General features: G+C 37.3%; 13 protein-coding genes and 1 riboswitch. Of the genes, 11 read left to right on the top strand and 2 right to left on the bottom strand.

Features of this window, described 5'->3' with window-relative positions:
* Nucleotides 1–185: 185 nt before the first annotated feature.
* The 7 genes from ABH966_RS12630 to ABH966_RS12600 all read left to right on the top strand — a co-directional run bounded on the left by ABH966_RS12630 (nt 186) and on the right by ABH966_RS12600 (nt 5,617).
* Nucleotides 186–512: a hypothetical protein gene (locus ABH966_RS12630; RefSeq protein ID WP_370078907.1), complete on the top strand. Its 327-nt coding sequence runs from the start codon at nt 186–188 to the stop codon at nt 510–512.
* Nucleotides 513–760: 248 nt separating this feature from the next.
* On the top strand, nt 761–1,759 hold the full coding sequence (locus tag ABH966_RS12625; RefSeq protein ID WP_370078905.1) for a hypothetical protein: 999 nt from the start codon (nt 761–763) through the stop codon (nt 1,757–1,759).
* 12 nt (nt 1,760–1,771) lie between these two features.
* Nucleotides 1,772–1,999 carry a hypothetical protein gene (locus tag ABH966_RS12620; protein ID WP_370078903.1) on the top strand — a complete coding sequence of 76 codons (228 nt, stop codon included), beginning with the start codon at nt 1,772–1,774 and terminating at the stop codon, nt 1,997–1,999.
* Between the two features lie 75 nt (nt 2,000–2,074).
* Entirely contained in the window at nt 2,075–2,515 is a 441-nt protein-coding gene (locus ABH966_RS12615; RefSeq protein ID WP_370078901.1) for a hypothetical protein, read from the top strand.
* A gap of 62 nt (nt 2,516–2,577) precedes the next feature.
* Complete coding sequence (locus ABH966_RS12610) at nt 2,578–3,453, top strand: SU10 major capsid protein (RefSeq protein WP_370078899.1); 876 nt, start codon at nt 2,578–2,580, stop codon at nt 3,451–3,453.
* A gap of 266 nt (nt 3,454–3,719) precedes the next feature.
* Nucleotides 3,720–4,394: a hypothetical protein gene (locus ABH966_RS12605; RefSeq protein WP_370078897.1), complete on the top strand. Its 675-nt coding sequence runs from the start codon at nt 3,720–3,722 to the stop codon at nt 4,392–4,394.
* Between the two features lie 956 nt (nt 4,395–5,350).
* Nucleotides 5,351–5,617 carry a hypothetical protein gene (locus tag ABH966_RS12600; RefSeq protein WP_370078895.1) on the top strand — a complete coding sequence of 89 codons (267 nt, stop codon included), beginning with the start codon at nt 5,351–5,353 and terminating at the stop codon, nt 5,615–5,617.
* A 240-nt stretch (nt 5,618–5,857) separates the two neighbouring features.
* On the opposite strand, the gene ABH966_RS12595 is transcribed toward ABH966_RS12600, so the two are convergent.
* Nucleotides 5,858–6,247 carry a spore coat protein gene (locus tag ABH966_RS12595; RefSeq protein WP_370078893.1) on the bottom strand — a complete coding sequence of 130 codons (390 nt, stop codon included), beginning with the start codon at nt 6,245–6,247 and terminating at the stop codon, nt 5,858–5,860.
* Between the two features lie 500 nt (nt 6,248–6,747).
* Nucleotides 6,748–6,931: riboswitch (cobalamin riboswitch) on the top strand.
* 30 nt (nt 6,932–6,961) lie between these two features.
* Here ABH966_RS12595 and ABH966_RS12590 point away from each other — a divergent pair.
* Nucleotides 6,962–7,087, top strand: a complete 126-nt coding sequence (locus ABH966_RS12590; RefSeq protein ID WP_370078891.1) for a hypothetical protein — start codon at nt 6,962–6,964, stop codon at nt 7,085–7,087.
* Nucleotides 7,088–7,174: 87 nt separating this feature from the next.
* Nucleotides 7,175–7,939, top strand: coding sequence for a hypothetical protein (locus ABH966_RS12585; protein WP_370078889.1), 765 nt, complete (start codon nt 7,175–7,177; stop codon nt 7,937–7,939).
* A gap of 253 nt (nt 7,940–8,192) precedes the next feature.
* Here the strand turns inward: ABH966_RS12585 and ABH966_RS12580 are convergent, their stop codons facing one another.
* Complete coding sequence (locus ABH966_RS12580; protein WP_370078887.1) at nt 8,193–10,133, bottom strand: GTP-binding protein; 1,941 nt, start codon at nt 10,131–10,133, stop codon at nt 8,193–8,195.
* A gap of 318 nt (nt 10,134–10,451) precedes the next feature.
* Here ABH966_RS12580 and ABH966_RS12575 point away from each other — a divergent pair, with 318 nt between their 5' ends.
* Entirely contained in the window at nt 10,452–11,453 is a 1,002-nt protein-coding gene (locus tag ABH966_RS12575; protein ID WP_370078885.1) for a LacI family DNA-binding transcriptional regulator, read from the top strand.
* 39 nt (nt 11,454–11,492) lie between these two features.
* Complete coding sequence (locus ABH966_RS12570; RefSeq protein WP_370078883.1) at nt 11,493–12,455, top strand: nucleoside hydrolase; 963 nt, start codon at nt 11,493–11,495, stop codon at nt 12,453–12,455.
* The last annotated feature ends 15 nt before the right edge of the window (nt 12,456–12,470 follow it).

Raw genomic sequence — 12,470 nt, 5'->3', positions numbered from 1 at the left:
TTGTGAGACCGATAAGGCATACTTTCGTGGTTGTAAGTGTGTCTTTAGGATATGATTGGTTGTCATATTATAGGTTCCTCTTAAGGGGCTAGTGCTTGTCACACTGGCTCCTTTTTCTAATACATATAAACGTAATACAAAATATATACATACCACCAATATAAAAATGAAATGGAGTGTTTTTAATGGCTGAAATTACAAGTTATGCATACGGTGATTTACGAGAGTACATGAAGAATACCTATAAAGCGGTTGCAATCGCTAACGCTACAGCAGAAGTTAAACGATATACAAATGTTGATATCACTGTTGAAGGCGGAAAGGTTAAATATAAGGTCTTAGCAGACAATACAGACGGTTCACTAACTGGTAAGAAAGTAGACCGATTCAAGATTTACAAAACTGGTACTTCTACAGATGTTATTGCAGAAGATACGTTTGCAGTATTCACTTATGAGAACAATAACGACACATTAACTATTGAAATTGAACTAATCATTCCTTCTGTGTAAGGGGTGGTTAGATGTTAGGTCAAGGAACTTTACAAGACCCATATATCATTTCTACTCCAGATGATTACAAGGAGATATTCCTACAACTGGATAAGCATTTTAAGTTAGGTAATGATATAGATTTCACTGGCTACGATTTGTCATCGTTCAATATCACAAGACAATTTACTGGTTCTATTAATGGTAATGGATTCACCGTTAAGAACGTCAACTATCAACATCTTAGTAATGTTGGTATGGTGCCTCATTTGTATCCTAACGCAGTATTAAAGAATATCAGTTTTCAAGATATCAATCTATCAACTGCTACTGGTGCTACATCTCGTGCCGTTGCTATTGTTGGCGATGTAAGAAGTGCCACACTAGAAAACGTAGAATTTGTTAACTGCTCTGTAGACGTTGGAGAGAATACTCCTATTGCTTCTATAGTTCGTAATCTTACAGGAACATTCAAGGTTAAGAACATTAGGATGATTAATGTAACAGTTAAAGGCGGTACTGGTAATACTGGCTTCTTCTCATCTGTCAATACTGCTGTAGCAGGTTATTCTTTCTCAGATGGTGTATTCACTGGTAAGTTTACAGGACAATCAGCAGGCGTTAAGTCAGACGGTATATTCGGTCATATTCCAGATGGTTCGCTATTCTTCTACAAGGTTTATGTACTTGATAAGGATTTGCCACAATTTGACCATTCAAAAGGGTGTGCTACTTATGTTACAGATGCACAGTTAAAAGACCCAAACCAGATACCTTTATCAACTGATTGGAATCACAGTTCTGGACAGTATCCAACGTTAAAAATCTTTAGCGGTGACACTGGTAAACAGATTACTGTTAGAGGCACTATCAAAGCGAAAAAAGGTACTGTATCCGCTACTAGAGGTAGAGGAAAGGCAATATCTAAAACTGTAACAGCAAGGAAAGCAGTTACAAAGGATTCACTACATTATTCTACTAGAATGTTCGTTACTGCTAAGAAAACTATCGTCACAGTTAATACGTATAAAGTTAGATTGAAGAAGGTTAACTCTACTTTCAAGTTAGGTAAAGCGACAACGAACTATAAGTTGCTGAGAAATGTTTTAAGGTCGTTTCCAATTGACTTAGGACGTGTAACGCTACTCAGTAATGTTGTCTATCCTTCATTGGGTAACGTGCCTGTTTATGCTTATACGGGTATTATAACAGGTCGCTCAAATACCGAGTGCAGAACAACACAATCTAGTATCTATAGAATATTGTAAGGAGTTGATAGTATGTCGAGAGTTTTCAGAAATGATACAGCGAGATTAATAGTTGAGTTTAGAGATTACAAAGGCAATACAATCAAGCCAATGAATATATCTTTAACTATATATGATGAACGTGAGAATGTGATTGTCACAATCGAGTCATCTGGGATTAAGCAAGAAGACAATATTTACTTTTACGACTACACGCATAGTAGTAGGGACAATTACATTTTTGAGTTCAAAGGGATGTAAGAGAACTTACCAGTGCTGTGTAGACAATTTGTAGAAGTAGCATTTGTTTAACTATACGAAAGGGGAATCTATCCTATGGAAAACCAAGAAGAGTTAGAAGTAGTAAATACAGAAGGTGAACAAACACCAGAGCAGGCGACTAATGAACCTGTTGAGGAAAATGTTGCTGAGAATTTAGAAGAGCAAGCGAAGGCACAAGAGGGACTAGATAATGACCTAGAAACTCAGAAGCAGGAAATTGCACAAATTAAGGCACAGTTAGAAAAACAACTATTCGATGCTCAGTTAAAAGAGCGTGGTCTAGAAGTATTCGCAGATATTAACCGTTTAGGCGAGTTAGAAGGTACTGACAAGTTAGATTATCTACAGTCGGTTGTTGACGCATTACTTGCTAAACACTCATATAAGCCATTAGCAATGAATGGTGAAGCGGTTGACGCTGTACAAGAGGCATTATCAAAAGGTGACGTTCAAACTTCGATTGGTCACAAGTTTAAAAACTGGTTCGGCAAATAAGAACTAGTTAAATATAATCACACAAATATAATGGCTATTATGCCCAAAGGAGAAATACATTTATGTTTAAAAGTAATGATTTCCAAGCAGTAGAAACTATTAGCGTATCAGCAGAATTAGCAGTATTAGCACCACAACAAACGCCACTTACAACTCTATTAATGAGTAAAGGTAACTTCGAGAATGCGTCTTCTACACTATTCCAATGGTTAGAGAAAAAGTTATCAGCAGATACAGATTTTGACCTATTAGAAGGGGCGGACATTACTAAGTTCCAAGAATCTCGCCGTCGTACATTAAGCAATGTTCAACAAATCTTTGCTCGTGCGGTTGCTATCTCTGGTACAGCGGACGCTATGAAAAATGGTCGCTTCACTGAGGAAATTCAAGACCGTTTACTAGAAATGAAGTTAGAAATTGAGCGCGTATTAATCAAAGGTATCTTTGACGATGGCTCGACTGGTAACCCTCGTAAAATGAAAGGTTTAATTAATTGGATTGAAGCAGGTAACAAGATTACTTACACAAACAATCCTACTAAATTAATCAAAGAGGGTATGGAGAAATTATTCACAGCAGGCGTTAACGGTGGAGAGTTCTATCTATTAGCATCTCCTGCTTATAAAGAAATGCTTGACGATGCATTAGCAGGCGTTACAACTTACATACAAAAAGAAACTACTTTCGGTTCTCTAGTGTCTGTATACGTAACTAACTACGGCAATGTTAACATCATGGTTTCTCGTGACGTAGGTAAGCAAGAAGCGATTCTATTCAACGATTCTTACATTTCACTGGCTCCATTACGTGAAGCACAAGTTGAGGCACTTGCTAAAACAGGTGACTCTAACAAAGCAATGGTAATCGCTGAAACTACATTACGTGTAGGTTCTCCAGATGCTCTTGTATTACTAACTGAGGAAGCAATTCAAGAATAACTAAGGTATGAGGGGGTTTATCCCTCTCTTACTTTTATTTTTTGATTCAAATATTTGAGTGAAAGGATACCTCTACATGGAACTACTAATTATGAGACGTAAAAAGAAAATCACGCTTAAGGAATTGTCGGAGTATATAGGTTGCTCAATTTCACTACTATCATTACATGAAAATGAAAAGGTAGCACTAGACACAATCAAACTACAGAAATATAGACAATACATCCTAAACAAATAATAGAAGAAGAAAGAGGAACTCAATTAATATGATGGACACAACTTTATACAACCAGTTTCCAAGATGGAGTAAAGAAAAACAAGAAGGTTACTTCGTAGTAGGAACTGATGACCTCGACTCACAAGCAAGTATATCTATACTCAACCAAGTATTCGGGTATGAGCAAAATTGCTATGTAACTAGAGAGGGATTCTATATGATTAATAGAGATATACGTAAGCATATCGCTGTTGATTTAGCGTTGCATGGTGACAGAAAATGTTATGATAATCATGTCACTATGAGCGATTGTAACAGTCCTATTAACCCTAACAAACGTCATAGCAAATACAAATCAACTGCTGAGTATTGTAATGCTCCGCTAGAGTATTGGTTATTAGAGAAAAAGGAAACAGGTAGGGATGACTTAGACCGTCCTATCTATAAGGAAGAATGGAAATTGAAGCGGTTAGAGTATGCAGTACAGCGCAAGGAAACTAATATCAGTGTCGATTCAAACCAAGCAATTAACTTATTCGATTATAGATATGAATTTAGAATTAGGGATATAAAAGAGAATGTGGAAATCTATACGACAAATACAGAGATACGTGTTAATGGTCACTGGTTCAAAGTAATAGAGGCGAGACGGCTTAAGAATGGACTCTTGAATGTTTCCGTAAAAGATTCGAGTGCGCCTAATGGATTCCCAAAGGACAGATAATTATATTCGTAGTGAAATCCCAAATTAGAAGCGGTTGTTGAGCAATTACCCCAATTAAAAAAATCGTCAAATTACCTATTTTGATTACACACACGCGAAAAAATTGGACTATTTCGGACTCTCTACTTATTAAATGTTAATCAGAATACCTGACCGCCATAATTGGTCGGTGGCTGAACGTACTAATAGTACATGCAGATAGGAATAATTTTCCCGACAGATTAGGAAAACTTCCACGACTAACTGAGGGAAACAATCCTTACCTCAGACCTAAACAATGTTTAGGTGCCTTATCTGATGCAAACATTGTATGCATGAGGTCTCCACAAGTGGGGAAAGGTAGTAGCAAATCACGACCACCTTACAAGGGTATCTAAATTAAAGACACCAGATATGAATCATGCGTAAACAATCCTTACGCATTGAAGGCGATACTATCGCACTCAGGTCAAAATCGTGAAATGTAGATGCTGACGAAAAGATGAACTCAACAATCCTTAGTGCAGGTCAAATGTAAGTAAGATGTTAAACTCAGTAGATGAAGAAGAAAAAGGTCTCCGCTTAATAAGCGGTGATAATCGTCCGAAGAATTTCCTTACAGAAGATGGACTATATGAATGCAAGTAGAATGATTAAAAATGTAGACGTAGACGAATGTATTACCACTCGTCATAATAAGACGACTACCTCATCCTTACATTATAAGGGTCAGATTCGAGAAACAATTTTTGACGACTAGCAATATTAGTCGTGAAATGTGGTTCCTTACAGTAGACGAGAGCGAAAAGGCACTATATACAATGTATAGAGTGGACGGAAGTACTCATGCAATTACGTAAAAAATAGTAGAAAATGTACTCTACTTATCAGGTGTTTAGATATGGTTATTCTCCACTAGTATAGGTTTATGTTTCCATATATAATGGATTATGGAGAAAGGTGTGGAGAAATTGAAAGTGTCTAATAAAATGAAAGTAAATATTATTATTTGTCTAATAGGTGTTATCTTTATAGGTTACTTTACAGCAAAACAGTATATTAAAGTGAGTAATTGTATGGAATCATCCGGAGATGGGCTGTTAGAGCAGGAAAGATGTTACCGCAATCAGAGTAATAAACACGAGGTAGAAGATTGGGAGCAATACAAGCGAGATATGAAAGAAGCAGAGTTTAAACATGACCTATACAAAGAAGCAGAAAGATTACAAAGAGAAGGGCGCTAAGTAGCCCTTTTTTTATTTTGGGTGTTTTCGTAAAGACTGTTGCTCTTCAGCGGAGCAGTTTAGTTGAACAAGAAAAAGTAGAAGGTGACTTTAAACAGAAATACCAAAGTGAAACTATAAATTTCATAACTATTATTTAATGAATATCTTAAAGAAAATGTTCAGCAAGGAAGGAGGAATCTTGCTGAACATTAATTTAAATATGATGAATAATAATTTTATTAAAGGTTGGATATTTTATTAATTAATGAAATCTTGAGGAACACATTCACGAACACCAGCATTTCTCAAGGAGTTAAATAATGCTGCACCGATTCTTAATAAAACATTGTTATCTGTTCCATTTTCTAAATCATAAATTACGTAGTATGCATTATCTACTGTAAAAATACATTTTCGTTCTAATTTAAATCCAGGTGGTACAGTTGGAAGTTTAATAACTGGTCGAATCACAGGTGTATCTCCTTCATCTCTGATAAAGTTGAAAGTTTGTTGGTCAATCTCATAGATATTAACTGGGTCAATCTCTACACCTTGGGCTGGAATTGTAATTTCATCTTCAACTAATAGGAAAAAGCGTTCGTTTCGAAAGTTGAAAAGACTTCTTGCTCCAATTTCAAATGATGCCATTTTATATTCACCTCCTCTTCTAACAACATTTTATTCATATCGAATATAGTTGTTTGGACAAAAAGGAAGGTGGAGTGAAGATATAGTAAATATTATTTTTTCAATACGTATAATTAGACATGTTGTTTCTAGACCGAAGTCAATCCTATAGGGTACTTTTAAGTAAAGAAACTATAAAAAGGGTCACTTGGGATAGGAGTGACCCTTAGTAACAAGATTCGGAGTGTAATGCTATGGTTTATGCATAGATAACCTCCGTATCCAATTTGCATACGCAGATTCACACAAGGGTTAATTTTTGCCTTACAAAAAAAACTACCTAACCGAAACATTTTACAGCGGTCATGTTCGGGAAAATTAGAATAATTAATAGGGTTATCTCATTAATTTGGGATAGCCCTTTTTGTCTTTTGACAAATACTAGAATACATATTACAATTTAAACCAGAAATACAAAAGGAATATCTACTCTACATGAATTAGTGTGTTAAATTACAATTTAATATTAATAAATAATAGGTGCGTTTATCTCTTGATAACGCCAAAAGGGAAGTCGGTGCAAATCCGACACTGTCCCGCAACTGTAAATGTGAGCGACTTTTCATAGACCACTGTTTAACGACGGGAAGGAGAAAAGTAGCGATGATCATGAGTCAGGATACCTGCCTATTATGAGTACACACCATAACCCTACGAGGAATAGGAGGTGGCATGTTGACAAAACAGAATGCTCTGTTCGTCACTGTACGTCAAACGCCTAGAAAAGAAGGTATTAGACATCGAGCTAATTCTTTCATATTTGGGCATTGTTTGACATTATATGATGAACGAAAAAGATAGAATGAAGGATTTCCTCGCGTTAATGGGAAATCCTTTTTTTACTGATGACTTCCGTTTTGAAAATATGTACGAAAAGAGGATGCACATATGACGAATATTCATGTATGTACAGCACAGGAATCACAATATTTAGATATGAAAATTTGTAAGCAGCCCCGCACTGAAGTTACTAAAAAAGCTACAACAAGAATGGTTATAGAATCACTTGTTGATCAATTAATAGCTAGCAAACTAATTAGTAATGAACGATTATTTGAGCAAATTTTATATAACAAAGATATTATTTGGATACAAAATGAAAGTTTTAATGGGCACCTTTTTGCAAAGGCGAATATAACAGATCAGCTTAAAACAAAAACAAATAGTTTTATGATGTATATGCCGACAAATCCAATTGTCTATGAGGTGAATGATGAGCATTATCATTTAATTACACGCATTGACTCGACTCGTGCAAAACCAAATTTAGAGCGACTTTCCCATGCTCCTAATCCAATATTAAGTGCTGCCCGGGTCAATGATTTATTGTGCACGATAGTAATGCGCTTTTATGAAACATATTTAGAGGATTTATCACAGGTAGCTCATAAAAACAAACAACTGATTAATTTTGTAGAGCGCGAGTATCATCAATTTTTAAAAGCTGTGAAAGAACTAAATGAATATCATTTAAACTGGCACCCACGTGGTAACGGTCATGAACTATTGCTGGAATTAATTGATAATTTACAACTTTTGAAAAGTCGACCTGGCAAGGTTTTAATTGATTTTTCTAATTCCCATAGCTACATTGTTGTGGACCCTTCATATCACATTGTCAAGCCAGCGCAGAAAACAGTACAAGCTTTGTGAATTAAATTCGTGCTGGGTGAAGATGGATACTCGCGGAAGGGAGTGGAATACTCGCGGAAGGAGAGCAAATACCCGCGCGGAGCAAGAATACTAGCGGAAGGAGAGTAAATACTCGCGAAAGGGAGTAGAATACCCGCGGAAGCCAGAATACCCGCTGAAGGAAGTCAAATCCCCGCAATAGTATAGTAAATCCCCAAGAAACATAAAAAAACAGGACAATGATTCTAACAAATCATGTCCTGTTTTTATGATTTCAGTCAATACAATGCATCGCCGCCTCTGCCTCATGCCATGGGACGGAGTAACCCTTGCCTTTTGCACAAAAAATACTAGAAGATGTATATTCGGGGTCGGCGTTTTTATCGTAGCCAATTTGTGCAATAATGTCTTCTGTATTGTGACACACATCATAGCCATCAAATTGTAGAGAAAGTACGCCTTTACCATTAGTGTAGGCGGCAAAGGTTGTGCTGTAGCTCATGAATGTTGCGACAGGGGCACGACCAGTTATAATCGCATCATGTTCAGTTAAGATTGGCGCATCAAATGTACCAGCAGCTTGTTGAATATCGGTCATCATGCGGCCAATAAAATCACTTGGAGCTTTAAGTTTAAAGCGGTAATACGGCTCCAGTAATACATTTTCTGCTTGCTCCAGCCCTTGCCGTAATGCACGGAATGTTGCTTCTCGGAAATCGCCACCATCTGTATGTTTAATATGGGCGCGTCCTGTTAAGAGAGTGAAGCGAATATCTGTCACGGGGAATCCTGTTAATAGCCCATGATGATCGCGCTCGAATAGATGTTTTTCAATGAGTCGTTGGTGCCCAACCGATAAATCATCCGCATGACATGCATTAACAAATGTGTTGCCAGTACCGCGGGTATTTGGCTCCATCAATAAATGTACTTCTGCATAATGCTTTAAAGGTTCAAAATGACCATAGCCGGTCACGGTTGTTGCAATCGTTTCCATATATAAAATCTGTGGTTCGCTAAATGAAATGTCTAGTGAGAAGCGTTTGTTAAGCACATCGATAAGAACCTCGAGTTGGATGACACCCATAATATGTACATGAATTTCTTGGAATTTTTCATGCCATAGCACATGTAATGATGGTTCTTCTGCTTCAAGTGTGCGGAAAACTTTTAAAACTTCCTTTATATGCTGATCGCCTTCATATTTTACTTTTGCCTGCAAAGTCGGTACTAACTCATAGGGCTGCGGGTTACCTGAATAACCAATGATATCGCCGATGTTTGCTTCGCTTATCCCTTTTACTGCGAAAATCTCTCCAGCCTCGACCTCTTGTGCTGTTACATAACGGCTGCCATTGTATAGCCGAATCTCAGTCACTTTCTCGGTTTCATCTCCAAAAGAAATTTCATCACGCACATGTAACGTCCCTTGCAATGCCTTAATAAAGGTTAGGCGTTGATGACCATCATGACGAATTTTAAAAACTTCACCTTGGAACGGAGCATTGTAATTAAAATGTGTTTTTGTAAGTAGAGGGAGCTGTGCTAAGAATTCCTTTATCCCAATATCTTTTAAAGCAGAGCCAGAAAAACATAGAAAGGCCTTTTCCTGTTTAACCATCGCTTGTAAATGAGTAAGGCAGCTAGAGCTATCCAAAGTCTCATTAAGAAAAGCATCGAGAAGCTGCTCATCACGTTCAGCAAGCCACTCCATCATGTGAGTTGAAACATAGTCCGAACGGAGCGGTTCATCTACGAATAGGACATCCTCAGAACAATCCTTATGAAGCTGTGTCATAACGGCCTCAACATTTGCCCCTTCACGATCAATTTTGTTAATAAAGAAGAAGGTTGGGACGTGATATTGGCGTAAAAGTTGCCACACTGTTTCCGTATGACCCTGTAGTCCTTCAACCGCACTAACAATAATTATGGCATAATCCATAACCCGAATGGCACGTTCCATCTCTGGAGAGAAATCTACGTGTCCGGGTGTATCGATTAACGTATATGTATCATTCCCAATCGTCATGCGACCTTGCTCTGCAAAAATCGTAATGCCTCGCTGACGCTCCAGCTCATGATTATCTAGAAATGTATCCTGGTGATCCACTCGTCCACGTGCTTGAATACTGTTTGTATGAAAAAGTAACTGCTCAGAAAATGTTGTTTTTCCTGCATCCACGTGAGCGAGTACCCCGATTGTTACATGCATAAAAAAATCCTCGTTTCTATTAATTCGTATATCAATATTGTAACAGAATTGGGTAGAAAAATATTTCGAATAAAGTGTTTATGTACTAGGCTATCAATATTATTTGCAACAAAATTAAATACGACGTATGGGTGCAAATTCGATGCTGTGCAGCAACTGTAAATGGGGAGTCCATAAAGATGCCACTGAAACTATAATTTTCTGATTTTTCTGAAAAAATAATGACAATAAATCTATGCCGTGATATGGTAATTAAGAAAACGTTTTCGTAAAACGTTTTCTTAAAGTGTGATCTTATAGTAATGGTAGGTGAAGATTATGAAACGATGGACCATTAAAGATATTGCGAAAAAAGCGGGTGTTTCCATTACCACTGTTTCGCGAGTGTTGAATGAAAAAGAGGAGGGAATGTCCCTAAAGACACGTGAAAAGGTACTTAAGGTAATGGAAGAGGTAGATTTCCAGCCAAACCAATTTGCTCGTGGTCTAGTTACGAAGCGATCGAAGATATTCGGATTAATCATTCCGAATATTTCTAATCCATATTTTCCTGAATTATGTCGGGGGGTGGAAGATGAAGCGAATGAAAGAGAATATAGCTTAATCATCTGTAATTCTGATGATCAATCTGATAAAGAAAAGCGATACTTACGATTATTAGAGGAACAGCAGGTAGATGGTATCATTTTTTCGGCAAAAGATTATTTGGAGCCATCGGATGAAGAGCAATTATCACGTGCAAAGATTCCTTTTGTTCTCGTTGATAGAGGAAAGAATGAAAAAAAACATTCCAGTGTTTATATAGATAATGATAAAGGTGGATATTTAGCAGGAATACATTTAGTAGAACTCGGTCATAGGAAGATAGCATGCATGATTGGACCAAGCTCTCTTTCTTTGTCTAATGAACGTTTAGCAGGTTTCAAAAGAGCGCTGTCTGAATCAGGCGTTGAACTTTTACCATCACATATTATTGAAGGGGATTTTCAGATGGAAAAGGCATACCAAAAGTCCAAAGATCTCCTGAGGAAAAAAGAAGTGACGGCTATATTTGCCTTTAATGATGTAATGGCATTCGGTATTTACCGAATGGCTCACGAGCTTGGAATTCATATACCAAAGGATTTATCCATCATAGGCTTTGACGACATTCCGTTAGTATCCGCATTAATGCCAAAGCTTACTACAATTCGTCAGGATACTTATCTTATGGGGAGGGAGGCAGTAAAGCTATTAATACAAAAACTTGAAAATAACGAAACGCAATCTGTTATGTTTAACCCGACTCTGGTAGTACGTGAAAGCACTACAGCACCATAAAATATCAAGAAATGTAGATGAACTAGAGGAGTGAAATTGATGAAAAAAATACCAGTGATTATTGATTGTGACCCAGGAATTGACGATGTTATGGCGTTATTATTAGCCTTTTCCCGAGATGATCTGGATATAAAATTAATTACAACGGAACCAGGAAATCAAACGCAAGATAAAACGGTCTACAATGCTAGAGCATTCACAAGCTACATGAAACAAAATATTGAAATCGCAAGGGGGTTTGATCATCCTTTCTTCCGTGAATTGGAGGTTGCTGATGATGTTCATGGGGAAAGTGGGTTAGGAGAAGTCATTTTACCGAAGCCGGATTTACTCGAAAGTGATAGAACAGCCATAAATGCTTTAATAGATGTTTTAACTGAAAGTGAGGAACCGATTGTTTTAATCGCAACTGGACCACTTACAAATATCGGAGCATTGCTGCTTGCTCATCCAGAAGTAAAAGAAAAAATCAGCTATATTTCGTATATGGGTGGTGCAGCTATAGCTGGCAATATGAGTCCTTTTGCAGAATTTAATGTATATGTTGATCCACATGCAGCCGATATCGTTTATCGTTCAGGAATTCCTATTATCATGAGCGGACTTGATGTTACTCATAAAGCGTATGTCAATATGGAAGAGTTACATCAAATTGAAAGTATGGGGACAGATTTATCACAAAAAATTGGCGCAATGCTTCGCTTCTATATACAAAATGCAAAAAATAATGATTTCCAAGAAACTGATTTCGAAAATGGGTTTCGTTTGCATGATCTATGTGCTGTGTCATATGTTGTCACGCCAGAACTTTTTGAAGGAGAAGATTGCTTTGTAGCGGTTGAGACAGAAGGGCGCCACACTGCTGGTGCGACCGTTGTAGATTATATGCACCGTTCCGGAAAACCTCGTAATGTAAAAGTATTGCACTCGGTCAATCGTGAAGCCTTTGTTAATCAATTTATGGAAGCGGTTGCAAAAATGGGCCGTCAAATCAGTCAATAATTAAAAAAGGTGGGA

The organism is Lysinibacillus sp. RC46, from assembly GCF_041262385.1.
Lineage (GTDB): Bacteria > Bacillota > Bacilli > Bacillales_A > Planococcaceae > Lysinibacillus.
The sequence above is the reverse complement of the archived record's forward strand: the minus strand, read 5'-3'. Positions and strand labels throughout refer to the sequence as shown.